The 25,548-nt window shown below is 65.1% G+C and carries 13 protein-coding genes, 1 tRNA gene and 14 pseudogenes; 14 read left to right on the forward strand and 14 right to left on the reverse strand.

Translation table 11 applies throughout. From position 1 onward, the window contains the following. Positions 1 to 69: 69 nt before the first annotated feature. Positions 70 to 471, forward strand: a pseudogene (locus FQ389_RS03965) (amidase family protein); the annotation flags it as partial. 48 nt (positions 472 to 519) lie between these two features. On the opposite strand, the gene FQ389_RS17710 reads toward FQ389_RS03965, so the two are convergent. The 3 genes from FQ389_RS17710 to FQ389_RS03975 all read right to left on the reverse strand — a co-directional run bounded on the left by FQ389_RS17710 (position 520) and on the right by FQ389_RS03975 (position 1,833). After that, on the reverse strand, positions 520 to 690 hold the full coding sequence (locus FQ389_RS17710) for a hypothetical protein (RefSeq protein ID WP_186296257.1): 171 nt from the start codon (positions 688 to 690) through the stop codon (positions 520 to 522). Positions 691 to 1,007: 317 nt separating this feature from the next. Beyond that, positions 1,008 to 1,082 (reverse strand) — tRNA-Thr (locus tag FQ389_RS03970). Positions 1,083 to 1,110: 28 nt separating this feature from the next. Then, on the reverse strand, positions 1,111 to 1,833 hold the full coding sequence (locus FQ389_RS03975) for a hypothetical protein (protein ID WP_144206115.1): 723 nt from the start codon (positions 1,831 to 1,833) through the stop codon (positions 1,111 to 1,113). Between the two features lie 156 nt (positions 1,834 to 1,989). Here FQ389_RS03975 and FQ389_RS03980 point away from each other — a divergent pair, with 156 nt between their 5' ends. Together FQ389_RS03980 and FQ389_RS03985 are read left to right on the forward strand one after the other, a co-directional pair. Further along, on the forward strand, positions 1,990 to 2,709 hold the full coding sequence (locus FQ389_RS03980) for a response regulator transcription factor (RefSeq protein ID WP_144206153.1): 720 nt from the start codon (positions 1,990 to 1,992) through the stop codon (positions 2,707 to 2,709). A gap of 35 nt (positions 2,710 to 2,744) precedes the next feature. Next, the gene (locus FQ389_RS03985) at positions 2,745 to 4,196 is read left to right on the forward strand and encodes a sensor histidine kinase (protein ID WP_260860481.1); all 1,452 of its coding nucleotides are present in this window, start codon (positions 2,745 to 2,747) and stop codon (positions 4,194 to 4,196) included. 3 nt (positions 4,197 to 4,199) lie between these two features. Here the strand turns inward: FQ389_RS03985 and FQ389_RS03990 are convergent, their stop codons facing one another. The 3 genes and pseudogenes from FQ389_RS03990 to FQ389_RS04000 form a co-directional block, all read right to left on the reverse strand. Continuing rightward, positions 4,200 to 4,604, reverse strand: coding sequence for an HIT family protein (locus tag FQ389_RS03990; protein ID WP_144206116.1), 405 nt, complete (start codon positions 4,602 to 4,604; stop codon positions 4,200 to 4,202). A gap of 37 nt (positions 4,605 to 4,641) precedes the next feature. Continuing rightward, a pseudogene (locus tag FQ389_RS03995) lies at positions 4,642 to 5,063 on the reverse strand (ketosteroid isomerase family protein). Positions 5,064 to 5,222: 159 nt separating this feature from the next. Beyond that, positions 5,223 to 5,535, reverse strand: a pseudogene (locus tag FQ389_RS04000) (alcohol dehydrogenase); the annotation flags it as partial. A gap of 198 nt (positions 5,536 to 5,733) precedes the next feature. Here FQ389_RS04000 and purD point away from each other — a divergent pair. After that, complete coding sequence (gene purD / locus FQ389_RS04005) at positions 5,734 to 7,002, forward strand: phosphoribosylamine--glycine ligase (protein ID WP_144206117.1); 1,269 nt, start codon at positions 5,734 to 5,736, stop codon at positions 7,000 to 7,002. On the opposite strand, the gene FQ389_RS04010 is transcribed toward purD, so the two are convergent. Together FQ389_RS04010 and FQ389_RS04015 are read right to left on the reverse strand one after the other, a co-directional pair. After that, positions 6,999 to 8,582, reverse strand: a complete 1,584-nt coding sequence (locus FQ389_RS04010) for a gamma-glutamyltransferase family protein (protein ID WP_144206118.1) — start codon at positions 8,580 to 8,582, stop codon at positions 6,999 to 7,001. The genes purD and FQ389_RS04010 overlap by 4 nt on opposite strands. Beyond that, positions 8,579 to 9,100: pseudogene (locus FQ389_RS04015) on the reverse strand (hypothetical protein); the annotation flags it as partial. The pseudogene FQ389_RS04015 and the gene FQ389_RS04010, both read right to left, overlap by 4 nt. Here FQ389_RS04015 and FQ389_RS18980 point away from each other — a divergent pair. Beyond that, a pseudogene (locus FQ389_RS18980) lies at positions 9,100 to 9,508 on the forward strand (TetR family transcriptional regulator); the annotation flags it as partial. The pseudogenes FQ389_RS04015 and FQ389_RS18980 overlap by 1 nt on opposite strands. Positions 9,509 to 9,514: 6 nt before the next feature. Here FQ389_RS18980 and FQ389_RS21120 read toward each other — a convergent pair. Continuing rightward, positions 9,515 to 10,345 (reverse strand): annotated as a pseudogene (locus FQ389_RS21120) (DUF429 domain-containing protein); the annotation flags it as partial. Positions 10,346 to 10,437: 92 nt separating this feature from the next. Here FQ389_RS21120 and purB point away from each other — a divergent pair. From purB to FQ389_RS04035, 3 genes and pseudogenes are all read left to right on the forward strand, one after another. Beyond that, entirely contained in the window at positions 10,438 to 11,856 is a 1,419-nt protein-coding gene (gene purB, locus FQ389_RS04025; RefSeq protein ID WP_144206119.1) for an adenylosuccinate lyase, read from the forward strand. Next, positions 11,853 to 12,851: pseudogene (locus FQ389_RS04030) on the forward strand (cytochrome P450). Before purB ends, FQ389_RS04030 begins: the two are co-directional and overlap by 4 nt. Continuing rightward, positions 12,832 to 13,808: pseudogene (locus tag FQ389_RS04035) on the forward strand (tellurite resistance/C4-dicarboxylate transporter family protein). Before FQ389_RS04030 ends, FQ389_RS04035 begins: the two co-directional pseudogenes overlap by 20 nt. Here FQ389_RS04035 and FQ389_RS04040 read toward each other — a convergent pair. Beyond that, positions 13,805 to 14,418, reverse strand: a pseudogene (locus tag FQ389_RS04040) (hypothetical protein). The pseudogenes FQ389_RS04035 and FQ389_RS04040 overlap by 4 nt on opposite strands. Positions 14,419 to 14,480: 62 nt before the next feature. On the opposite strand from FQ389_RS04040, the gene FQ389_RS04045 reads away from it, so the two are divergent. Next, the gene (locus tag FQ389_RS04045) at positions 14,481 to 15,386 is read left to right on the forward strand and encodes a phosphoribosylaminoimidazolesuccinocarboxamide synthase (protein WP_144206120.1); all 906 of its coding nucleotides are present in this window, start codon (positions 14,481 to 14,483) and stop codon (positions 15,384 to 15,386) included. Further along, positions 15,383 to 17,536, forward strand: coding sequence for a S9 family peptidase (locus FQ389_RS04050; protein ID WP_144206121.1), 2,154 nt, complete (start codon positions 15,383 to 15,385; stop codon positions 17,534 to 17,536). Before FQ389_RS04045 ends, FQ389_RS04050 begins: the two co-directional genes overlap by 4 nt. Here the strand turns inward: FQ389_RS04050 and FQ389_RS04055 are convergent. After that, positions 17,474 to 17,918 (reverse strand): annotated as a pseudogene (locus FQ389_RS04055) (DoxX family protein). The gene FQ389_RS04050 and the pseudogene FQ389_RS04055 overlap by 63 nt on opposite strands. Before the next feature lie 92 nt (positions 17,919 to 18,010). Here FQ389_RS04055 and FQ389_RS04060 point away from each other — a divergent pair. Continuing rightward, entirely contained in the window at positions 18,011 to 18,574 is a 564-nt protein-coding gene (locus FQ389_RS04060) for a TetR/AcrR family transcriptional regulator (RefSeq protein ID WP_144206122.1), read from the forward strand. Here FQ389_RS04060 and FQ389_RS04065 read toward each other — a convergent pair. Further along, a complete protein-coding gene (locus FQ389_RS04065; RefSeq protein WP_144206123.1) occupies positions 18,571 to 20,211 on the reverse strand; it encodes a DHA2 family efflux MFS transporter permease subunit in 1,641 nt (546 codons plus the stop codon). The genes FQ389_RS04060 and FQ389_RS04065 overlap by 4 nt on opposite strands. A gap of 176 nt (positions 20,212 to 20,387) precedes the next feature. Next, a pseudogene (locus tag FQ389_RS04070) lies at positions 20,388 to 22,017 on the reverse strand (DHA2 family efflux MFS transporter permease subunit). 176 nt (positions 22,018 to 22,193) lie between these two features. Between FQ389_RS04070 and FQ389_RS04075 the strand changes: the two are divergent. Next, a pseudogene (locus FQ389_RS04075) lies at positions 22,194 to 22,901 on the forward strand (DUF2334 domain-containing protein). 38 nt (positions 22,902 to 22,939) lie between these two features. Then, a pseudogene (locus FQ389_RS23050) lies at positions 22,940 to 24,286 on the forward strand (FAD-dependent oxidoreductase); the annotation flags it as partial. A gap of 48 nt (positions 24,287 to 24,334) precedes the next feature. Here the strand turns inward: FQ389_RS23050 and FQ389_RS04085 are convergent. Beyond that, positions 24,335 to 24,973, reverse strand: a complete 639-nt coding sequence (locus FQ389_RS04085) for an MBL fold metallo-hydrolase (protein ID WP_144206124.1) — start codon at positions 24,971 to 24,973, stop codon at positions 24,335 to 24,337. Here FQ389_RS04085 and FQ389_RS04090 point away from each other — a divergent pair. Beyond that, positions 24,950 to 25,537 (forward strand): annotated as a pseudogene (locus FQ389_RS04090) (ATPase); the annotation flags it as partial. The gene FQ389_RS04085 and the pseudogene FQ389_RS04090 sit on opposite strands and share 24 nt — an antisense overlap. Positions 25,538 to 25,548 lie beyond the last annotated feature (11 nt).

Consider the following 25,548-nt stretch of genomic DNA (forward strand, 5'->3'; position numbering starts at 1 on the left):
GTCTCGGGTATGACGAGATCTACGGAACTCTGTTGGTATCAGCCAACTCTCACGTGAAACCCGCATGGTCTCGGCGACACACCCGGCGGGTCCTCGAGTGGGTCCGCTGCCGCCGTCGCGGCCAACATGGTGACCGCGGCGATCGGGAGCCAGACCAACGTCTCGGTGGTCAGGCCCGCCAGCTACTGCAGACTCTTTGCGTACAAGGCAGGCCACGACCGGGTCGACATCACCGGGATGTCGCGGATCAGTGATTCCTTCGACCACACTGGGTTCTTTGCCCGCGACGCGGCGACCGTGATCAAACTGGCGGAAGTCGCCGGCGGCTTCCAGGTGCCCGATGCCCTTTCCAGCTATCGCCTTGGCGTCGTCGACCTGCAAGATCTGGTTGACGTCGACGACGAGGTGCTGGAACTGTTCACCACCTACGTCGGGCAACTCCGGAAGCCGGTCACACCGTCGAGCCGGTAAGCCTACCAGAGGTGTTAGCGCCCAATACATTTGATGCGTATTATGGAATTATTGGCGCCGGAACTCTATCGCCTGCATCAAGGCCTGCTCGCCCCCGATCTCATCGATCATCTTGGACCCAAGACCGTCGAGATTCTGCAGCGCGGACGCGACACGACCGATGTCGAGGAACGTGAAGCCAAGGCGGTGGCCGAGATCCGGGCGCGGGTGGACAGCCATTTCGATCGGATCGATGCGTTGATCATGCCCGCTGCGACTCGTCGCCGCCGAAAACGCTTACGAACACCGGCTCGCCGGCGCTGTCGACGCTCTCGAGCATGGTCGGTGTTCCCATCTCGGTGGTCCTGCCGGGCTGGGCCGATCCGGCCTGCCCGTGGGCATCCAGATCTGGGGCCGGTTGGGCGCCAACGAAACCATCCTGGCACTGCTTGCCGCGCTGCCGTCCGAGTACGTTGTGCCACAGCTTGTGCAGAACCGGTAACCAGGCCCCACTTTCGATGTGCTGTAGCGGCGTTGGACGGCGCCGAGCCGGTGTGTGGAGCCCCCTGTCAGGATTGAACTGACGACCGCTCGCTTACAAGGCGAGTGCTCTACCACTGAGCTAAGGAGGCCGGGTAAGTCGGCTGCCAGCTTAGCCGGTCACGCCTCGCCCTCGATGATGCGCTGCGACGGCACCGGACGCGACGGCGCACGGCGCCCCGTGCGCCGGCCGGGCAGCGGGATGCGATCGGCGATGCTGCTCAACGGGTTGACGACCATGGTGAGCGCGACCACCGCGTCTTGCAGCGTCGCGATGGCCGGCTCGAGCGCCTCCATGCCGGGCGTCAGCCGCGCCAACGTGTCGGCGACATCGGCAAGCTGGTCGAGCGGACCGTTCTTGGCGGTGAGTTTGTCGATCAGGCCGCCTTCGGACAGCAGCCGTTCGGCCAGTCCATCCTCCGAGAGGACGCGCTCGATCAAGCCGTCTTCGGCTAGTAGCTGATCGGCCAGGCCGCCGGGCTGCAGCGCCCGGTACAGGCCGCCGCCCTCGGCAGTCAACCGGTCGACCAGACCGTCCTCGGACATCAGCAGGTCGACGATGCCACCGGGGCGAAGTAGCCGATCGAGTGGCCCGTCTGGTGCCATCGCCCGTCCCAGCGGCGCGTCGTCGTACATCAACCGGGCCAGCCGATTGGCCCGGTTGATGGCGTCGTCGAGCCCCAGCATGGATGTCACGGCGTTGTTTCCGGTTTCCCCTTCACCCAGCGACCGCTTGGCCACCGCAACCGCCGCGGTGGCAAGGTTCAAGCTCGCCTCCGCGGCGGCAAGGCCTACTCGCGCGGGCGCCGTCGCCGCGTAAACCATGCTTTTGGCGAGATTCATAAACCGAGTCTAGGTACGGGACGACCTGCAAAAGGGGAACCGGCCCAAGCCGACGCGATGATTCCTGGCAGAATACAAACAGGGAATTTTCAACTGATTACCAGGATTTGCACAATAATTGCCAAGGCAACGTACAACAAGGCGGAAGTTAAGCAGATGACAGCTCCGACCGTAAACGAAACCAAACCGGAAGCACGTGTTCTCGTCGTGGATGATGAGGACAACATCGTCGAATTGCTCTCCGTAAGCCTCAAGTTCCAGGGTTTTGAGGTCGCCACGGCGACCAACGGAGCCCAAGCCCTCGAACGTGCGCGCGAAACCCGGCCCGAAGCCGTGATTCTCGACGTCATGATGCCAGGGATGGACGGGTTCGGGGTGCTGCGCCGCCTTCGTGCGGACGGCATCGATGCGCCCGCGTTGTTTCTGACCGCCCGTGACTCGCTGCAGGACAAGATCGCGGGATTGACGCTGGGCGGCGACGACTATGTGACGAAGCCGTTCAGCCTGGAGGAGGTCGTCGCCCGGTTGCGCGTCATCCTGCGCCGTGCCGGCAAGGGCACCACGGAAGCACACAACGCCCGGCTGACATTCGCCGACATCGAACTCGACGAGGAAACCCACGAAGTGTGGAAGGCCGGCGTACCGGTGTCGTTGTCTCCCACCGAATTCACCCTGCTGCGTTACTTCGTGATCAACGCGGGAACGGTGCTTAGTAAACCGAAAATCCTCGACCACGTCTGGCATTACGACTTCGGCGGCGACGTCAACGTCGTCGAGTCTTATGTGTCCTATCTGCGTCGCAAGATCGATACTGGGGAGAAGCGGCTGCTGCACACTCTGCGTGGAGTGGGCTACGTCCTGCGGGAGCCGCGCTGAGTACACCCTCTGCCAGTCGGCGAAAGTAGCGATCGGTGGCGAAAACTACGGAGACGCCTACACCGGTTCGGCGCGGATTGCCCCTGCGGGTGGGCCTGGTCGCGGCGACCCTGGTGTTGGTGGCCTGCGGTCTGGCGGCCTCGGGTGTCATGGTCACCTCGATTCTGCGGCACAGCCTGATCAGCCGCATCGACCAGACGCTGCTGGAGGCCTCCCGTGGCTGGGCGTCCGCGCCGCGGCGGCAGGTCCCGGCGTCGCCCTACGAGGGCCCGGATCCGGGGCGGCCGCCGTCGAAGTACTACGTGCGCAGTGTCGGTCCCGACGGCAAGCCGTTCACCGCCATCAATGACCGCAACGCCGAGCCGGCCCTGCCACCGGGCAACGACGTCGGCCCGAATCCGACAACGCTGGAATCGGTCAACGGTTCAAACATTCAGTGGCGGGCGGTCTCGGTGCGCGGACCCAACGGCCTGACGACCGTGGCGATCGATCTCTCCGACGTTGATCACACGGTGCGGTCGCTGGTGTGGTTGCAGGTCGGCATCGGGGTGGCGGTGCTGGTGGTCGTGGGTATCGTCGGTTTCGCGGTGGTCCATCGCAGCCTGCAGCCGTTGATCGAGGTTGAGCAGACCGCCGCGGCGATCGCCGCCGGGCAGCTGGATCGCCGTGTGCCAGAACGTGATCCGCGAACCGAGGTGGGTCGGCTGTCGTTGGCGCTCAACGGTATGCTCACGCAGATTCAGCAGGCGGTGGCGTCGTCGGAGTCTTCGGCCGAGAAGGCCCGGGGTTCCGAAGATCGGATGCGCCGGTTCATCACCGACGCCAGCCACGAGCTGCGCACCCCGCTCACCACCATCCGCGGTTTCGCGGAACTGTATCGGCAGGGCGCCGCCCGCGACGTCGCCATGCTGCTCTCGCGCATCGAGAACGAAGCCAGCCGAATGGGACTCCTGGTCGACGACCTGCTGCTGCTGGCACGCCTCGACGTGCAACGGCCACTGGAACACCATCGGGTCGACCTGCTGGCGCTGGCCAGCGATGCCGTGCACGATGGGCAGGCGATCGATCCCAAGCGCAGCATTTCGATGGAAGTCCTGGACGGGCCCGGCACCCCCGAGGTCGTCGGCGACGAACCACGCATCCGTCAGGTGTTGAGCAATCTGGTGGCCAACGCCTTGCAGCACACCCCCGCCGCCGCGGGCGTCATTGTCCGGGTCGGTACCTCAGCCGACGACGCGGTGATCGAGGTGGCCGACACGGGGCCGGGCATGAGTCAGGAGGACGCGTCGCGCATCTTCGAGCGGTTCTACCGCACCGACTCGTCGCGTGCCCGGGCCAGCGGTGGGACCGGGCTCGGCCTGTCCATCGTCGCATCGCTGGTGCATGCTCACGGCGGCACCGTGACCGTGGAAACCGCGCCCGGCAAGGGCTGCTGCTTCCGCGTCACGCTGCCGCGGGTCAGCGATGTCGTCGCTCAGGTCAGCTGAAGCTCAGGTCAGCTGTTCCAACGCTGCCTTGATGCGGGCCTGGGCCTGGTCGAGAGATTCCGGCGACGGATTGCGGTCGACGTTGGCGAAGCCGAAGTCACTCAGGCTGCGGGTGGGGAAGACATGCACATGCAGGTGTGGCACCTCCAGCCCCGCGATGATCAGGCCGGCCCGTTCGGCGCGAAATGCCTTGCAGACGGCCTTGCCGATCAGCTGGCTCACCGACATCACCCGGCCGAAGGCCGCGCTGTCGACGTCTTGCCACTGATCGATTTCCTCGCGGGGCACCACCAGAGTGTGCCCCTGCGTCATCGGCTCGATGGTGAGGAATGCGACGACGTCGTCGTCCTCATAAACGAATCGGCCGGGTAGCTCACGGGTGATGATCTTGGTGAAGATCGACGGCATGGCCCCAGCATAGGGCCGACGATCCGGCAACCCTGCGTCAGTCCTCTTGGCCGAACTCCATCACGTCGAGGTTCCAGTACCCGCGCATGTTGGTGATCAGGCCCGCGTCGTTGACCTTCATAGAGGAACACGCCGCGGACCTTGTTATTTATACCGCCTTCAAACCTGCTCTGCAACACCAAAATTATGAGCGATCTCATTGGGAGAGCTGGAAGAGAAGGTCTTCTCACAGGTGATGGTGAGCTGGTTCTTGGCGATGTTGTTGTCGAAGAACTCGCCGACGGCCGCCTTGCCGCGCACCCCCGAGCCGTCAGGGTTGGTGACCGACTTGCCGATGGGATCTTCGATGACTACGTCGTCGGTCATCAGCGCCAGCCACCCGTCGCGGTCTTTGGCCTGGGCGCATCGCCACGACGACTGCGACGCGGTCAGTGCCGGGGATTGAGCGGTTTGGGTCATGATCATCACTCCTTCAATGCGTCGAACGCGCGGTGTCGGGCCGGACCGCGCCGGCGATCACGACACTGTCGGCCGGCAGTTCCCGGGTTGTCCCGCCAGCGGGCGCGAACGCAACGCCCTGCCTCGGCTCCATGTCACTTGATGGACGTGCCTGCAGGGTTACCGGTCGGCGTCGGTGTAGCGGATCATGCCGCGAAAGTTCTTGCCGTCCAGCATGTCCTGGTAGCCGTCGTTGATCTGCTCGAGCCGATATTGGCGCGTGATCATGTCGTCCAGGTTGAGCTTGCCGGCTTTGTACATCGACAGCAGCTGCGGGATGTCGTACTGCGGGGTTACCGCCGCCAAAGATGGTGCCCTGCAGGTTCTTCTGCATCAGCGTCAGCATCGCCAGGTTCAGGGTGACGTTGGTGTCCAGCAGGCTGCCGGTCGCGGTCAGCACGCAGGTGCCGCCCTTTTGGGTGATGTTGAGGTATTGAATACTGTATGCCGACTACTCACCAGTCGTTGCTGAATGGTTATTGATGTATTACGTCGACGTATCGTATACCTCACTTACGTAACATGTTGGAAACACTTCGCGGCGACGGCCTGGGCGGGGATCGCGGCGTCGTGACCACCGTCACATACCTGCCGTAGGCGTCCGGTTGGTGCGCGGCTAGTCTGACGTGTCGTGCGCGTTCTGGTGATCGGTTCCGGTGCCCGTGAGCATGCCTTGCTCCTGGCTCTGAGCCGGGATCCGCAGGTCACAGGGTTGGTGATCGCCCCGGGCAATGCCGGCACCGGTCGGCTCGCCGAGCAACACGACGTCGACATCGCCTCCGGTGAGGCCGTCGTTGCGCTGGCCCGCGCGGTGGACGCCGACTTGGTTGTCATCGGTCCCGAGGTTCCGTTGGTGCTTGGCGTGGTCGATGCCGTGCGGGCGGCGGGCATCGTCTGCTTCGGGCCCAGCAAGGGCGCGGCCCAAATCGAGGGTTCGAAGGCGTTCGCCAAAGAGGTCATGGCGGCCGCGGGGGTTCGGACGGCGTCCAGCGAGATCATTGACAATCCGGGGCACTTGGATGCGGCGCTCGATCGCTTCGGCCCACCGGCGGGTGACCCGGCGTGGGTGGTCAAGGACGATTTGCTGGCCGCCGGTAAAGGCGTGGTGGTGACACCGGATCGCGACGCCGCCCGGGCCCACGCCGCCGGCCTGCTCGAGTCGGGGCATCCGGTCTTGCTGGAATCGTTCCTGGACGGGCCCGAGGTGTCGCTGTTCTGCATCGTCGACGGTGCGACGGTGGTGCCGTTGCTGCCCGCGCAGGACTTCAAGCGGGTGGGCGACGGCGACACCGGTCCCAACACCGGCGGCATGGGGGCCTACGCCCCGCTGCCGTGGCTGCCCAACCAGGTGTACCGAGAGGTGCTCACAGGGATCGTGGAACCGGTTGCGGCCGAGATGGTCCGGCGCGGATGCCCGTTCTCCGGTCTGCTGTATGCGGGGCTCGCCATCACCGCAAAGGGGCCGGCTGTCGTCGAATTCAACTGCCGATTCGGCGATCCCGAGACCCAGGCTGTGCTGGCCCTGCTGGACACGCCGCTCGGCCAGCTGCTCTACGCGGCCGGGAACGGTACGCTCGCCGACTTCGGTGAGCTGCGCTGGCGAGACGGCGCCGCGGTGGCGGTGGTGCTGGCTGCCGAGAACTATCCGGGGCGGCCCCGGGTGGGCGACGTCATAGTCGGGTCCGAGGCCGAGGGCGTGCTACACGCCGGGACGACGGTTCGCGACGACGGAGCCATCGTCTCGTCCGGGGGGCGGGTGCTGTCGGTGGTCGGCACTGGCGCCGACCTGGCCGCGGCGCGCGCGCATGCCTACCACATCTTGGATTCAATCCGGTTGCCGGGCAGCCATTTCCGAACCGACATCGGACTGCGGGCGCAAGAGGGCCAGATCCAGGTCTAGAACGCCACGGCCTGACCGTCGCGACGAGGATCGCTGGCCGCTACGTATCCGTCCTGAAGACGCCAGATTGCCTGGCAGCTGCCGAATGCGTTGTAGTCGTCAACGGTGAGCAGGTCATGCCCGCGCCGACGCAGTTCCTCTAGCGTCGACGACGGAAACCCTTGCTCGCAGCTGATCTGCAAGCCGTCCACCCAGCGAAATCTCGGTCCGTCGCAGGCCGTTTGCGGGTTCTGGCCGTGGTCGGCGATGCGCACCATCATCTGCACGTGGCCCTGGGGCTGCATCGGGCCGCCCATCACCCCGAAGCTCATGACCGGCGCGCCGTCCTTGGTGACAAAGCCGGGGATTATCGTCTGAAATGGCCGCTTGTTGGTTCCGATCTGATTCGGATGACCCTGTGTGGCAACGAAACCCGCACCGCGGTTTTGCAGCGAGATCCCGGTGCCTGGCACCACCACGCCTGACCCGAAGCCCATGTAGTTCGACTGGATCATCGACACCATCACGCCCGATGCGTCGGCGGCGGTGAGGTAGACGGTGCCTCCGCCCGGGGTGCCCGGCGTCGCGGCGTTGGCCTCGTCGCGGTCGATCAGCCCGGCCCGTTGCTTCAGATACCCCTCGTCCAGCAGGTCCTCGGGGCGGACCGACATGTGCTCGATATCGGAGACGCAGGCGTGTGCGTCGGCGAAGGCCAGCTTGAGCGCTTCGATCTGCAGATGCACGCTGTCCGCGGAATTGATTGGCAGCGAAGCCATGTCGAAGTGTTGTAAAATGCCGAGCGCGATCAACGCCACGATGCCTTGACCGTTGGGCGGTATCTCGTGGACGGTGTAACCGCGGTACCCGCCGTTGATCGTGCCCACCCAGTCGGCGCGGTGCGCGGCGAGGTCACTGACCTTCATCGCGCCGCCGGTCGCCGTCGCGTGCGCTTCGAGTCGTTCCGCCAGCTCTCCGCGATAGAACGCCGCCCCGCCGGTGGTGGCGATCTTTTCCAGCGTGGCCGCATGGTCGGGCAAACGGAACCGCTCGCCGGCTCGCGGTGCTCGCCCGTCGGGTAGGAACGCCTCGGCGAATCCCGGCTGCGATTCGAACATTGGAACCTGCGCGGCCCACTGCTGCGCGATGGTCGGGGAGACCAAGAAGCCGTCTCGGCCATAGGCGATGGTCGGCTCGAAAAGTTTCTCGAAGGGCAGCTTGCCGAATTTGGCGTGCAGCTCCACCCACGCCGACACCGCGCCCGGAACCGTCACCGAATTCCAGCCGACCAGCGGAATTGCGTTGCCACCGAAGTACTCTGGTGTCCACGCTGCCGGGGAGCGGCCGGAGGCGTTCAGGCCGTGCAGCCGCTTGCCATCCCACACGATGGCGAAGGCATCCGAGCCGATGCCGTTGGACACCGGCTCGACCAACGTCAGCGCGATCGCGGTGGTGACCGCGGCATCGGCCGCGTTGCCGCCCTCAGCGAGCATCCGAAGTCCGGCCTGGGCTGCGAGCGGTTGCGAGGTGCACACGACGTTGGCGCCCAGCACAGGCTTGCGCGGCCAGGCGTAAGGGAAGTTCCAGTCGAAAGGTGCGTTCACGCACGCGAGCGTAGCGCTACCGCCGATTTCGGCTGGTCCGTGCCGGTCTGGACCGTAAGCAGCGGCGCCAGCCAAGTCAACTTGGCCGGTAGCTGCGAACTCCAGAACGCGGGATTTTGGCCGCCGGGGGAGAAACCGCCCGTGGGTGGATTGGGCAGCTGAGCGATGAATTGTTTGGTCGCGTCGTAGAACGGATTGCTGTCGCCGCAGTCGATTCTGATCGGAATGGATGCCAACGCAGGCATTCCGAATACCGAATTCGCCGCGAAATCGCCGGGCCCGTCGAACGCGCCGGGCGCCGCCGCTCCCGACGACAGCCACAGCGTCGGGATCACCGCGCAGATCGCCGCGGTGAGCGCGGCGCCCAGCCGGCCGCCGAGCAGCAAGGCGCCGTATCCCATCGACCACCCCAGGAACGCCACCGCCACCCGCGAGGTGTCCGGCCGCTGGGTGTCGAGCATCGGCAGCAATTCGTTGAGCACCATCGCCCCGGAGTCCGCGCCGGAAGCTCGCTTGTGCCCGCGCGGTCGAACACATCGCGATGATCGAGGTGGCTTAGCTGCGCTCTCGCGTCAATGCGCTGTCCCGCCGCCGCGGACCCGAGACCACCGCCGAGGTGTTGGTCGACCTTTTAGTGGGCGATCTGTCCGATCAGACTCTCGTCGAGCAGCTGATCTCGCGGTACGAGCGCAAACATCGCGTGCACCCGGCTGACCGCGCTGCGCGAGACCATGTGCCGCAGCCTGCGCCAGCGTGCCGACGCCGTCGCGGAGGCGATTGAGCGCTCCGGCCGGGTGGTGCGGATCGAGCTGATCTGTGCGGTCGACGGGTTGGTGGTTTCGGCGCTGGCCGAGGGCTGCGATCCGTGTACCGCGGCGATGGGCACGGTGATCGACATCATCGACGTGCTGGCACCCATCGAACGGGCCGGCTCGGCTCTGATCCGTCACCGCCCGAGTAGTTTCGGGCGGCAGCGACAACGTCACGATGTGCCCGGTGTCGGCGTCGCCGTTAGATCGTGACGCGCGCCGGGCAACGCACTGAGTACAGCGCCACGTACGCGCAGACCACCGCATCGACCGGATCCTCGGCGCGGCGCAGCTTGCTTTTGTGCCGGGCGGTCGTGACCTGTGCGCGCAGCCCGCCCCAGTCGCGGTGATCGGCGACGTGCAGCCGAACTTCGGCATCGGCGAGCCGCTCCACACCGTCCATCAGCAGCAACAGCCCAGCAGCAACAGCTCGGAGCGGAGCCGCTCCAGCGGCCGGGCCGGTCTTGGCTTGTATTTCAAGGTGCAGGCGGAATAGCGCGACGGTCGCGGCGTGCGGGTAGACCTCGATTGCGCGCCGTAGACCGGGCGAGCGCGGATCCAGGTCGAGGCCCAGCGTCGCGGCCACCCGCTACAACACCATCAGCGGAACCAGCATGGCCATGTCGGATGCCCGGCTTAGGCTCGGCCCCCACGCGGGCCGTTGGCAAATTAGGGTCTGCCGGTGTTGGCGGGATGGGCGGCCAGCCTCGAACCGGCGAAAGTCGCGGTTGAGCGCGGCCTCGGCCGGGCGGGTGCTCGTGCGGTTAGTGACCACCAGCGGCGCGTCGAATCCGACCACGCAGTGGCCCGTGCAGGTAAGGCCGCAATTCGTCGAGGATTTCGTCGTCGTCGCGGACCGCGTGGGCTCCACACCAGGCGGCCGTCGGAGTCGACGATCGCGACGTCGGTCGGGTTGCGGACGTCCCGGGCCAGGTCGACACCGGCGAAGTACATGAGCCACAGTGTCCCGCGAGGCTGCAACTACCGACGTGCCTACTCGGGAAACGCGTTGCCAGTCACAGTGTCGCGGTCGATAAGCTGACCCGGTGAGCATTCCAAACGTGCTGGCTGCCCGGTACGCCAGCGCCGAGATGGTCGCGATCTGGTCGCCCGAGGCCAAGGTCGTCGCCGAACGCCACTTATGGCTGGCCGTGTTGCGGGCCCAGGAGGAACTCGGCGTCGCGGTGCCTGCGGAAGCGGTCGCCGACTACGAGCGGGTGCTCGAGAATGTGGACCTGGCCTCGATCGCGGAACGGGAACGCGCGCTGCGCCACGACGTCAAGGCCCGCATCGAGGAATTCAATGCGCTGGCCGGGCACGAGCACGTGCACAAGGGGATGACCAGTCGCGACCTCACCGAGAACGTCGAACAGCTGCAGATCCGGCGGTCGCTGGAGCTGGTGTTCGCGCACGGGGTTGCCGTCGTCGCACGGCTAGCTGAGCGCGCGGTGACCTATCGCGATCTGGTGATGGCGGGGCGCAGCCACAATGTCGCTGCCCAGGCCACCACGCTGGGCAAGCGGTTCGCCTCGGCGGCGCAGGAAACGCTGATCGCGTTGACGCGGCTGCTCGAATTGATCGACCGCTATCCGCTGCGCGGTATCAAGGGTCCGATGGGTACCGCGCAGGACATGCTCGACCTGTTGGACGGCGACGCGGTCAAGCTGGCCGAGCTTGAGCGTCGGGTTGCTGAATTCCTGGGCTTTACAACGGTTTTGACCAGCGTCGGGCAGGTGTATCCGCGTTCGCTGGACCACGATGTGCTCTCCGCCCTGGTTCAACTGGGCGCCGGGCCGTCCTCGATGGCGCACACCATTCGGTTGATGGCCGGCCACGAGCTGGTCACCGAAGGGTTCGCACCGGGCCAGGTCGGATCCTCGGCGATGCCGCACAAAATGAACACCCGCAGCTGTGAAAGGGTCAACGGGCTGCAGGTGGTGCTGCGCGGTTACGCGTTGATGGCCGCCGAACTGGCCGGTGCCCAGTGGAACGAGGGCGACGTGTTCTGCTCGGTGGTGCGCCGGGTCGCGTTGCCGGACAGTTTCTTTGCGGTCGACGGCCAGATCGAGACATTCCTGACGGTCCTTGACGAGTTCGGCGCCTACCCGGCAGTGATCGAACGGGAGTTGGATCGCTACCTGCCGTTCCTCGCCACCACCAAGGTGTTGATCGCGGCAGTACACGCCGGCATGGGACGCGAGGCCGCCCACCACGTGATCCGGGAACACGCGGTGGCAACGGCTTTGGCGATGCGGGAACACGGCGCCGAGTCCGACCTGCTGGACCGGCTGGCTGCCGACGAGCGGCTGCCGCTGGACCGCGCCGCGCTGGACGCCGCGCTGGCCGACAAGCAGGCGTTCACCGGTGCGGCCGCCGATCAGGTCGATGAAGTGGCGGCGGCGGTCGACACGCTGGTCAGCAGCTACCCGGATGCCGCCAAATACACGCCGGGGGCGATCCTGTGACGCTCGCATTGCCGTTGTCGCGGATCGACTTCACCGATTTGGACAACTTCGCCGACGGGTTGTTCGCCGTGCATCGCCGGTCTATTGGCACGAGCCCACCGACAACACCCCCGACGGTGAGGGCTTTTGGTCCGTCGCGACGTATGCCGAAACCCTTGCGGTGCTGAAGGATACGGTCACGTACTAGTCGGTGACCGGCGGCGCGCGACCGTTCGGCGGGACATTGCTGCAGGACCTGTCCACCGCGGGCCAGGTGCTCAACATGATGGACGACCCCCGGCATTCCCGGATCCGGCGGCTGGTCAGCTCCGGGCTCACGCCGCGCATGAACGGTTTGGTGGAACACGATCTGCGGATGCGGGCGCGCCGGCTGCTCGACGACGTGGTTCCCGGTGAGCCGTTCGACTTCCTGGTCGACATCGCCGCAGAGCTGCCCATGCAGATGATCTGCATTTTGCTGGGAGTGCCGGAATCCGAACGACATTGGCTATTCCAGGCTACCGAGCCACAGCTCGACTTCGGTGGCTCGCGCAAGGCCGCGTTGACGCAGCTGTCGGTGTAGGACGCCGGGTCGCGGATGTACGCCTACGGCCAGGAGCTGATCGCGGCCAAGCGCGCCGAGCCCACCGACGACATGCTGTCGGTCGTGGCCAACGCCGTCCTCGACGACGCGGACACGCCCGCGTCGTCGGATCTCGAGCTGTACCTTTTCTTCAGCCTGCTGTTCAGTGCCTGCGCCCGTGTTCGACCGTGCAAACGAGTTCGATATTCGCCGGAAACCCAACCCGCACTTGGGTTTCGGCCAATGAGTGCACTACTGCCTGGGCGCCAATCTGGCGCGTCTGGAGCTGCGGGTCCTGTTCGAGGAGCTGCTGTCTCGGTTCGGCGCCGTTCGAGTGGTCGGCCCCGTCGAATGGACGCGAAGCAATCGCCACACCGGCATCCGCACCTCATTGTGGAACTCCTCGAGGACCGGTGAGGTTGCGGCTCGCTGACCTCGAGCCATCACCCGATGTGTTCGCCGCGGTGATGGCGACCGGGATCCTGTCCATCGCTGCGGCCAACCACCACTACTGGAGGCTCAGCCAAGCGCTGGGCGCCCTCGCGTCGGTGGGGCTGGTGGCACTGGTCATCGTGACTCGGCGACTGGCGCGGTGGAACCTGCGCGATCCCGATGTCACGTTGCGGCTGTTCGCCCTTGTCACCGCCTGTGCGGTGCTGGACAGTCGGCTGGCAACCCACCCTGTCCTGGTATGGGTGCTGGGGACAGCGGCATTGACGTCCTGGCTGCTACTGGTCGCCTTCAGCGTGCGCAATTTTTCCGCGCGCCCGTGGCCGGTGTTGCGGGACCAGGCGCACGACGCGTGGGAATTGGCCAGCGTCGGAACCTCTGGTCTGGCGATCGTCGTCTTAAGGTCGCTCGGTCCACATCGCAGAGTTGGTGGTTCGGGATAGCGGTGCCGGTGTGGGCGACGGCATTGTGCGTCTACGGATTGATGACCTGGCTCATCCTGTGGCGCACCGTGACGGAGCGCCAGGACCGGGACGGATTCGAGCCTGACACCTGGATCTTGATGGGCGGGTCGGCGATTGCGACGCTGGCCGGTGAGAACATTTACCTGCAGGCACCGGGCTGGCTGGTGGGGCCGGTCGTTGTAGTCACCGTGGCGACGTGGGCGGCGGCCACGCTGTGGATACCGCCGCTGATCTACTTCGGCTTGCACCGCATCCGTCGTCGCCCTGAAATGCTGCACTTCGCCGGTGTGTGGTGGACCTTCGTCTTCCCGCTGGGCATGTACTCGACGGCGAGCTACACGATGGCGGCAGAACTCGGAGATCGATCGCTGGTCACGTTGTCGCTCGTTTTCTTCTGGGACGCGTTGGCGGCGTGGCTGATTGTGGTGGTCGCCGGCCTGCTGCGGGTGCGTCGCGTTGTACTGTCCAGCGGTTAGCGCGCGCGAAGTGCGATGCCGGCTGCGCGTAGTTCCAGAGCCGCCAACGCGCGGATCGTAACGGGATCCTCGCGACGCCAATCGCTCACCGGCCAAGCTGACCGCGGTCAGCTTGGCCGGTGAGCGATTGGTCAGTGCGAGCAAGGCCAGGAGCCGTTCACACGCCGGGGTCACGACCAGGGCCGTGACCGTCAACTTGCGCCGGAAAAGCGCAGCCGCAGATAAAGCCACGGCACGGCCGCTACCAGGATCAGTGCCGCGACGACGGCGAGAGCGAGCAGCACCACCAGCCAGCTGGCCGTGGTTTCCAGCTCGTGCAGGGCGCCGTCGACGGCGGCCTGGCCGACCGTGTCGAGCGGCTTGCCGACGGTGTCTCCGACGACCGGAGTATGTTGCGCGCCACGGCCTGCCGAGCTCAGGTTGTCCGCGATGGTGTGGGCACCGTTCTCGACTTGCCGGCCCGCGTCGGCGATGGTCGAGATGGCGTCATAACGGCGGTGCCGACCAGCAACCAGATCGCCGTCCACACGACGATGACGGCGGTCGCTGAGCAACTGGGCCAGCAGCCCCTGACCGGCGTGGTGGCGTAGGACAGAAAGCGCGATTTCATGACCTCGATCCCAGCACAGCTCCCGCCCCGGCGGTCGTGGCGACGCCCGATAGGCTGGCCCGATGCGCCCTGCACTGTCCGACTATCAGCACTTGGCCAGGGGCAAGGTCCGTGAGCTCTATCGCGTCGATGACGACCATCTGTTGCTGGTATCCAGCGACCGGATCTCCGCGTACGACTTAGTCCTGGACAGCACCATCCCGGACAAGGGACGCATCCTGACCGCGATGAGCGTGTTCTTTTTCGGCCTCGTCGCTGGACGTACGGACGTCCCCAATCACCTGGTCGGACCGCCGGATGATCCGCGCATCCCCGACGAGGTGCTGGGCCGCGCGCTGGTGGTACGGCAGCTCGAGATGATGCCAGTCGAATGCGTGGCTCGCGGATATCTGACCGGCTCCGGGTTGTTAGACTACCAGGCGACCGGACGGGTCTGCGGCATCGAGCTACCGTCCGGCCTGGTCGAGGCCAGCAAGTTCGCCGAGCCACTGTTCACGCCGGCCACCAAGGCCGCGTTGGGCGACCACGACGAGAACATCACCTTTGGCCGGGTGATCGAGCTGGTGGGTGAGCATCGTGCCAATCAGCTGCGGGACCGCACGCTGCAGATCTATGTCCACGCCGCCGAGCACGCATTGACGAGGGGAATCATCATCGCCGATACCAAGTTCGAATTCGGCACCGATAAGGACGGCAATCTGTTGCTGGCCGACGAGATCTTCACTCCGGACTCGTCGCGGTACTGGCCGGCCGAGGATTACCGAGTCGGCGTGGTGCAGACCAGTTTCGACAAGCAATTCGTCCGCAACTGGCTTACCAGTCCCGAGTCCGGTTGGGACCGGCACGGCTCCATACCGCCACCGCCGTTGCCGCAGCAGATCATCGACGCCACCCGCGACCGCTACATCAATGCTTATGAGCGGATCTCCGGGTTGAGTTTCGGTGACTGGATCGGACCGGCGGAATGACGCAGGCCGATGCCACACCGCCACCGCCCGTCGCCAAGCGCGTTCCGACCACTCGTGAGCACCACGGCGACGTCTTCATCGATCCCTATGAGTGGTTGCGCGATAAATCCAATCTCGAGGTCGTCGACTACCTCAAGGCGGAAAACGACTACGCCGACCAAACGCTGGATTATCTGGAGCCTTTGCGGCAGAAAATTTTCGACGAGATCAAAGTACGCACCAAGGAAACCGACCTGTCGGTGCCCACCCGGCAAGGCGGATGGTGGTACTACTCACGCACGTTCGAGGGACAACAGTACCGAGTTCAGTGCCGGTGCCCGGTCGCCGATCCCGACGACTGGGATCCGCCTGCGCTGGACGAGAACACCAACATCCCGGGCGAGCAGATTCTGCTCGATTCCAACGAGGAGGCCGACGGGCACGACTTCTTCGCGCTGGGCGCTGCCCTGGTGAGCCTGGATGCCCATCTGCTCGCCTACTCCGTCGACACCCTTGGTGACGAGCAGTATACCTTGCGGTTCAAGGATTTACGTACCGGTGAGAAATACCCGGACGAGATCGCCGACATCGCGGGCGGGGTGACCTGGGCCGCGGACAACCGGACCGTCTACTACCTGACTCTGGACGACGCCCACCGCCCGGACAAGGTGTGGCGGTATCGGCTGGGTTCCGGCGACCCGGCGGAATTGGTGTATCACGAGGCCGACGAACGATTTTGGCTCAGGGTGGGGCTCAGCCGCAGCGAAGCGTACGTCTTCATTGCCTCCGGTTCGTCCATCACCTCCGAGGTTTATTACGCCGACGCGCGCGACTCGCAGGCTCAGTTCACCGTGGTGTTGCCACGCCGGGAAGGCGTCGAGTATTCGGTGGAGCACGCGATAGTCGGGGGGCAGGATCGTTTCCTGATCCTGCACAACGACGGCGCGGTGAACTTCACCCTCGCCGAGGCCCCGGTCAGCGATCCGACACGGCAGCGAACGCTGATCCCGCACCGCGACGACGTTCGGATCGAAGCGGCGGACGCCTTTGCCAGTCATTTGGTGATCAGATATCGACGTGAAGCTATACCGCGAATCCAGTTGTGGCCCATCGCTTCCGACGGCAATTACGGTGAGCCGGACGAGATCGCGTTCGAGTCTGAACTGATGTCGTCGGGCCTGGGCGCCAATCCGAACTGGGTTTCGCCGAAGCTGCGGGTCAGGGCGGGATCTCTCGTCACGCCGCTGCGGATCTACGACATCGACCTTCGCACCGGCGAGCGCACGCTGCTGCGGGAGCAACCCGTCCTCGGCTACTATCGACCGTATGACTACGTCGAGCGTCGCGACTGGGCGCCGGCCCCGGATGGCACCCTGATCCCGGTCTCGATCGTGTATCGGACGGGTCTGGACTTTCCCGCACCCACCCTCATCTACGGCTACGGCTCCTACGAAATCTGCACGGATCCAAGCTTTTCCATAGCGCGGCTGTCACTGCTGGATCGGGGCATGGTGTTCGCCATTGCCCACGTCCGCGGCGGCGGGGAGATGGGCCGGCTCTGGTACGAGCACGGCAAGCTGTTGGAGAAGAAGAACACGTTCACCGACTTCATCGCGGCGGCACAGCATCTGGTGGACTCAGGAGTGACTCGCCCGGACCGGATCGTAGCGTTGGGCGGCAGTGCCGGTGGGTTGCTGATGGGCGCGGTGGCCAACATGGCGCCGGATCTGTTCGCCGGGATCCTCGCCCAGGTTCCGTTCGTCGACCCCTTGACCACCATCCTGGACCCATCGCTGCCGCTCACCGTCACCGAGTGGGACGAATGGGGAAACCCGTTGAACGACAGCGAAGTCTACGCATACATGAAGTCATACTCGCCGTATGAGAACGTCGAGACCAAGACCTATCCCGCCATCTTGGCGATGACCTCGCTCAACGACACCCGGGTCTACTACGTGGAACCTGCCAAATGGGTCGCTGCGCTGCGGCACGCCAACCCGCACGGCAACACGGTGTTGCTGAAGACCCAGATGGCGGCCGGTCACGGCGGCGTCAGTGGCCGTTACCGGGCATGGCAGGAAACTGCGTTTCAGTACGCCTGGCTGCTGTCAGTTGCCGACCGCGACCGCTACGGTAGCGGCGAGAAAGACCACCTCGACCAGAGTGCGTGACGGCAGCCGCGTCGTCATCGACTTGGGCGGCGCGGGCATCCGTGACGCGTAAACGTTGGTCGGAAACATGGCCAGCATCAGCACCAGCAGGCACCACGCCGCGATCACCCGGGTGGCCGCCACCAGCAGCCCGGCGGCGCCCGCGAGTTTCAGCACACCAGTGATGCTGACGAGCAGGGCCGGTGCGGGTAACCCGGGCGGCACGATCGCGACGAGGTCGCGCCGCAGCGGGGGCGCGAAGTGCGCAATACCGGTCAGGGCGAACATGGCGGCCAGTCCGACGGCAATCGGCGCAGCCCCACCCGTCCAGGTAGCCGACGCCGAGCCGGCCGACAATGGCGGCGAGAAAGCTGCCCAGCAACAACGTGATCAGCGGGGCCATCTCACATCCCATCTAGACAGTGACAAGATACGGATCCCACCGTACGGCGGTAATCTAGCCACTGTCAAAATTGGCCCGCTATGCTGGGGCCCGTGGACCGTCGCAACTATCACCACGGCGACCTGCGCGCCGTAATCCTTGGCGAAGCCGCGCGGCTGGTGGCCGTCCGCGGCGCGGACGGTATCTCGCTGCGGGAGCTAGCCCGCGCCGTGGGTGTGTCACATGCCGCGCCAGCTCACCACTTCGCCGATCGTCGCGGCTTGTTCACTGCCCTGGCCGCAGAGGGCTTCCGGCTGCTGGCCGACGCGCTGAGAGACGCGCGCGGTGACTTTGCCGGTGCCGCGCTGGCGTACGTTCGGTTCGCCCTCGACCACCCCGGGCACTATCAGGTGATGTTCAACAGGTCGCTGCTGGATTCGGCGAACACCGAACTGGCTGCGGCGGAAGCCGCCGCCGCAGACGAATTAGCGCGGGGCGTAATGACATTGAGTGACCCTCGCGCCCAGGCCGACTCGGCGGGGGCACAGCTCGCAGCATGGTCACTGGTACACGGCTTTTCGACACTTTGGCTTAATAGTGCGGTCAACGCTGACGTCAAAGAGGCCGATCCGATGCAAACGGTGACGCGGATCGCGACGATGCTGTTCGATGGTTAGTCGGCCAGCTGTTGAGCGGCGTCTGAATCTACCTGGGGCTCCGGTCGTTTCATCGGCAGAAACGCGGCGGGGATGATCGTTACGACGATCAAGGCGACGGCGAACACGAACACCGCCGTGTAGGCGTGCGAAAAGCCTTGCGCCACGCTGCTTGCGAAGTCGGGGCCCAGACCCTTCCAAGCGCTGTACGCGGATTCGATCGGCAGGCGTTGACCTGTGCTCTGTTGTTGCGCTGCTACAAGCTTGTTGGCCGTCATCAGGCTCTGGTTGTGGTTGAACAGCTGGGTCAGGATCACCGTCATCAACGCGGCCCCGATCGATCCGCTCACCTGCTGGTTGACCGTTACCAGCGTGGTACCGCGCGCGACCTGATGCGGGGCCAGTGCCTGCAGCACCGCGGCCGACAACGGCGACGTGGTGCAGCCGACGCCGAGGCCGATGATCGACAAGCCGACCAGCAGCACCGGGGAGAAGGCGGCCTGCGTCGCTACACCGTAGGTGAAGATGCCCAGGCCGATCGCCATGGTCGTCAGGCCGACCAGCACAACCTTGCCGGGTCCGTGTTTGTCCATGAATGTCCCGGCGAGCGGCAGCGTCAATACAGCGCCCACGCCGACCGGCACCAAATGCATGCCGGATTCCATCGGTGTTTGATGCATCACCAGCTGGAAATAGCTCGGAACCAGCAGACCGACGCCGACAAAAGGAGCGCCGAACACCAGCAGGGCTAAATTCGCGTTGGTCACAGCGCGATTCTTGAATAGCCGAAGGTCGATAAGCGGGTGCTCGACACGAAAGGAATGAAAGACAAATGCGGCGACCAATATCAATCCGAGAATCGTCGGCCCCAGCACGTAGCGGTTGAGGATCGTGCCCTCCGCCGGCACGGACGACACCCCAGCCAAAAACAACGTGACGCCGGGCGGCAGCAATAGCACGCTGACGATGTCGAGCGCTTCCGCCGGTGCCGGACGGTCCTTGGGGAAAGTGAAAGCGGCGAGGACCACCGCGACCAGACCGATCGGCAAGTTGATCAGAAAAATCCACTGCCAGCCGTAGGTGCCGACCAGCCAGCCGCCCAGGACCGGCCCGCCGATCGGGCCCAGCAGGATCGGAATGCCGCCGATCACCATGAGCCGGCCGACTCGCCTCGGGCCGGCCTCCTGCGTGAGGATTACGAAGCTCACCGGCATCAACATGCCGCCGCCGATACCTTGGACTACCCGAAAGGTGATGAGCATCGCGATGTTCGGCGACATGGCGCAGAGCAGCGAGCCGAGCATGAACAACACAACCGAGCCGATGAAGAGCCGTTTAGTGCCGAATCTGTCGGCCGCCCATCCGGTTATCGGGATCACGGTCGCAAACGCCAGCATGTAGGCCGCGACCGACCACGAGACGACGGCCTGATCGGAATTGAACCGGGTGACGAAAGTGCCCTGGGCGACCGCGACGACGGTGCTGTCCAACATTGCCATGATGCAGGTCAGTCCGCACACGAAGACGATGCGAAGCAACTTGGCGTCGAGCTTGTCGGGATAGTCCTGCGTGCTCGCGCCCTGGACCGGCGTGGAGGTTTGCGGCGCGGCGACGCTGGGGGCTGCGGGACGCGCTCGTCCCATGGCGTCGCTCAGCATGCGGCTGAGCATATCGAGGCCGTTCTATTGTGTTGGGGCTTGGGTATACTATGGCACTTAGCTGCGTGTTTACTGCGTGAGCAGGAGGTTTCACCTCCTGCTCTTGCCGTCTGGCGTGCGCCTTACCCCGATCGGCGGGCCGCGTCGCCCAGAAAGCGGGGCGGCGCAGCGGGCATTTATCGGGCGGCCGTCAAGGTGGCAGGCTTCCTTGGCAAAAATCCCGCTGGTATGAAGGTGAATGCCACGACCACCATCGCGACCGCAAACACCGTCGTATAGACGTGTGAAAGGTCGTGCAAAAGATTGGCGGAAAAGCTGGGCGCCAATGCCTCCGGCGGTATTTGTGACGGGTCGACGGGCACCCCCGAAATTGCAGCTTTTTGCTGCAACGCCGCCAATTTGTTCGCCGCGACGATGTCGTTGCTGCGGTTGAACTGATTGGTCAAGATCATCGCCATCAGCGCGGTACCCACCGACCCACCCACCTGATGGCTCACGCTCATCAGCGTCGTGCCGCGCGCGATCTGATGCGGCGCCAACGCCTGCACCGATGCGACCGACAACGGCATCATCGTGCACCCATCCCCAGGCCCATGATCGCCAGCGCAACCAGCAGGATCGGTTGGTACGTGACGTGCCTGGCCACGCCGAAGCCGAACTCGCCGAGGCCGGCGATGATCATTGCGATGCTGGCCAGCACAACTTTCCCGGGCCCTGCCGGTCCACCAACGGCCCCGCCAGTCGCATGGTCAGCAATGGCACCTGATCCCCTAGGGGATCCTAGGGGATCAGGTGCACCCCGGCTTGCATCGGCGTCTGGTGCAGCACCTGCTGCAGGTAACTCGGCAGCAGCAAGCCGGCACCAAAAAAGCCCGCCCCGGCGAACAACAACATCGTCACGTTGTCCTGCCTTAGGACCGGGTTCTGATACAGCCGCAGATCGATCAGCGGGTGATCCGCGCGACGCCAAGGCATGCACGACGAACGCGCCGATCAGCAGTAAGCCGATGGTCGCCGGCAGCACCACCCGCCGATCGGCGACCGTGCCGCAGCGCGGGATGGACGACACCGCGAACAGGAACGTCGCCAATCCGGGGAGAGCAGCACTGCGCCGACGACGTCGAACGTCTCGGACCGCGTCGGTCCCTGGGGAACACGATGCCGGCCAGGACCAGCGTCACCAATCCGATCGGAAGGTTGATCAAAAAGATCCACCGCCATCTGGAGGTATCGATCAGCCAGCCCGCCCAGGATCGGCCCGGCAATCGGCGCCAGCAGCATGGGAATGCTCAGAATCGACATCAGGCGCCCGAGCCGTCCCGGGCCCGCTTCGCGTGTCATGATCACGAATCCCAGCGGCATCAGCATGCCGCCGCTGACACCTTGCACTACGCGAAACACGATGAGTTGCAGAATATTCGACGCCGCCGCGCAAAGCTGTGAGACCAGCACGAACGCCACCACCGAGCCCATGAATATTCGTTTGGTGCCGAACCGGTCGGCAGCCCACCCGGTCAACGGGATCACCGTCGCCAACCCGAGCGTGTAGCCGGTCATCGTCCATGCGACGACGGCCTGGTCGGAATCGAACTCGGTGATGAAAGTGCGTTGCGCGACAGTGACGACCGTGACGTCGAGTATCGCCATGATCGTGGCCAGCAGGCAGACACCGGAAATCCGCAGCAGCGGGGCATCCAATTTGTCCGGATAAACACCATTCGCCCGCACCCAACAACCCGGCGGGGTGGTGGGCAGCGGGGCGTCGCCCGCCGCAGAACGGGCCTTTTCCATGACGTTGCTTAGCATATCGAATCGATTTCCGACGCGGACCGGCACGTACTTGCTCCCGCCCCGCGTCATCGCTGCGGCCCGGCCCCCGATAGAGCGCGCATACATAATGGCGTCTGCCGTTTGCGTTGATATACGCCTCTCGTCTGCGTGTCCTTCACCATTTCGACACCTGAGCTCGTCAAGCTTCGGTTGTGCCTGGAAAATTGATCGTCTCGGTCCTCGGGGATAGCCGACCGCACCCTCGACGACGTTGAGGCGTTCTGTGCCCAAATGGATGCCCGCCGGGTGCCCGTTTCGTTGCTGGTGGCTCCGCGCCTTTCCGGTGACTACCGGCTTGATCGTGATCCGCGCACCGTCGAATGGCTAGCGGCCCGCTGTGCCGGTGGCGACTCAGATCATGCTGCGCGGTTACGCCGATGCGGCCACCAAGAAACGGCGCGGTGAGTTCGCCCTGCTGCGTGCGCACGAGGCCAATTTGCGCCTGATGGCCGCCGACTGAGTGCTCGAGCACACCGGGCTGCGTACCCGACTGTTCGCCACCCCGGGCTGGACGGTGTCGCCTGGTGTCGTTAAAGCGTTTCCGCATAATGGCTTTCGACTTCTCGCTGATCTACACGGGGTCACCGCCCTGGTCCAGCACACGACCGTTCGGGCTCGCGTGTTGGGCATCGGCGAAGGCTTCCTGACCGAGCCGTGGTGGTGCCGGATAGTGGTGCTGTCGGCCGAGCGGATCGCACGCCGCGGCGGCGTTGTACGGGTTGCCGTCGCGGCACGGCAATTACGCAAACGCGGGCCGCTACAAATGATGCTGGATGCCGTCGACCCTGGCGTCGATGCACGGCTGCGTTCCTACGGTGTACCACTGGCGTCCGGACAGAGCGATCCTCGACGCGGCCTGAGCCCGCCGACTGGATTCTGGCCACTACGCTGGTCCGGCATGAGCGATTCTTCGGCAGCGAACTTCGCTGCTGACGTCATCTATCGTCGGGGCGGGACTATTCGGCCTGGTGGCCGCGTGCGAGTTGGTGGACCGCGGTTTGCGGATCCTCGTCCTCGACCAGGAGAACAGCGCCAACCTGGGAGCAGGCAGGCCTTCTGGTCGTTCGGCGGCCTGTTCTTCGTGGACAGCCCCGAGCAGCGTCGGCCGGGCATCCGGGACAGCCACGAGCTCGCCCTGCAGGACTGGTTGGGCACTGCGGCATTCGATCGCGAAGAGGACTACTGGCCGGCAGTGGACGCAGGCCTACGTGGATTTCGCCGCAGGCGAGAAGCGCAGCTGGCTGCGCGAGCGCGGTTGAAGCTCTTTCCGTAAGTCGGCTGGGCCGAACGAGGTGGCTACAACGCACAAGGGCATGGCAATTCCGTTCCCCGATTCCATATCACCTGGGGCACCAGGCCGGCGTTGGTCGACATCTTCGCTCGTCGGCTTCGCGATCGCGACCGACCGGTTCGCGCACCGTCACCAAGTGGACGAGCTGATTGTCGAGGCCGGCGCGGTGGCCGGGGTGCGGGGCCCCGTGCTGGAGCCTTCGACTGAACCTCGCGGCAAACCGTCTTACCGGAAAGTGTTGGGGCAGTTCGAATTCCGTTCTTCCGCGGATTGTGACCAGCGGGGGCATCGGTGGCAACCACGAGCTGGTGCGCAAGAACTGGCCCAAACGCATGGGCCGGGTGCCCGAGCAGATGCTCAGTGGGGTGCTGGCGCACGTGGACGGCCGCAGCTCGGCATCTCCCAGCAGGCGGGGGCCTGCGTGATCAACCCGGACCGCATGTGGCATTACACCGAGGGCATCACCAACTACGACCCGATTGCCGGTTCCGTTATACTCCGGCTTCGACACTCTGGGCACCTGCGAGTACATCACCAGATCCGGGTACGACTACACCTGGTTCATCTTGAACGTCGAGATCATTGAGAAAGAATTCGCACTTTCCGGGCAGGAGCAGAATCCGGATCTGACCGGTCAGAGTGTGCGGGCGCTGCTGCGTAACAGGGTCAGTTCCGGTGCGCACGGTCCGGTCCAAGCCTTCGTCGACCGAGGGGTGGACTTCGTCAGCGCAAACTTGTTGCGCAAGTTGGTAACCGGGATGAACAAGCTGCCTGACGTGATCCCACTGGACTATGCGAAGCTCGAGGCCGAGGTCACCGCGCGTGACCGCGAGGTGACCAACAAGTTCAGCAAGGGACGGTCAGATCACCGCGATCCGCGAGGCCCACGGATACCTGGGTGACCGGTTGGGCCGGGTGGTGCCGCCGCACCGGCTGACCGACCCGAAGGCCGGGTCGCCGGCCGCTGCGCCGACGACATCAGCTGATTCGACGTGCACAGCGCTAGAAGGCGACCCCGGATTCTTCGGGCAGCACCTGAAAATCGGTGTCGGTCATCTCGGCGAAGCGGCTGTAGTAGATGCCGCGCGCCGCAGGTGCGACGATGCCCTGGTGAATCGGCACCGCCCGGGCCGGGCCGACCGCGCGCAGGTAGTCGATGGCCTCGGCGATCTTCATCCACGGCGCGGCAGCCGGCGCGGCCAACACGTCCACCGGCTCGTCGGGCACGAACAACGCATCGCCGGGATGCATCAACCGGGCCCGGTGGTCCCCGTCGTCCACCAGATACGAAAGATTCTCTATCACAGGGATTTCCGGGTGAATGGTCGCGTGCCGTCCGCCCACGGCCCGGACGTTCAGCTCGCCGATCTGCAGCTCGTCCCCCACGTGCACGACCTGAAACGGTGCGTCCAGCTGCGCCGCCGTCTGCGAGTCGGTGTATAGCGCGGCATCGGGGTTGGCCTCGATCAGCGCCGGCAACCGTGCCGGGTCGACATGATCCGGGTGCTGGTGGGTGATCAGGATGGCGGACAAGCCGGTGATTCTTTCGAAGCCGTGCGCGAAAGTGCCGGGATCGAAGAGCACGCTAGTGTGGTCGAACTCGGCAAGTAGGCATGAATGCCCGAAATGCGTCAGTTGCATGTCTACGATTGTGCCCTGACGAGGGTGGTTGTGTGCGGGTAGTTTTCGCGACGATACCGGTCGCCGTCGCCTGGTGGAGGGTACAGACGACGGGGATCAGGCCGGGCCCGCGGTTTCGGTTCGAGGAGCTGTGCGCAACGCTGCCGCTGCCTCAGGACCCCCGCCTCTCGGCGGTCTCGACCCGTCACGACGGTCGTGCAGCCTGACGGACAGTAGCAGCTACAGGCCCAGATCCTGCACTGGCGCGGCGACACGGCGCACGGCAGCGCCATCGCGGAATCGGTGTTCACCAATGCCGTCGCGGTGCTGCGAGCCTGCCAGCAGGGGGCGCCGCTGCAATCACCGTCGATCACCACCGACGAGACAAACCGGATGGCCGCGGTGATCAGCGGACCGGTGATTATGCACACCTACCTGGCCGCACACGTCGCGAGCAGCACGATCAGCGAGTTGAGGCTGTGGTCATCGGGGCCGCCCCAGGTGCCCTGGCCGTCGATGCCCGACACGAAACAGCTGGATGCGATGACGGCGCCGCTGTGTGGGGCCTACATCGCCTACGGCCCCGTAAGCCGCGC

It is taken from the genome of Mycobacterium tilburgii (assembly GCF_902168065.1).
In the GTDB taxonomy this organism is placed as follows: domain Bacteria; phylum Actinomycetota; class Actinomycetes; order Mycobacteriales; family Mycobacteriaceae; genus Mycobacterium; species Mycobacterium tilburgii.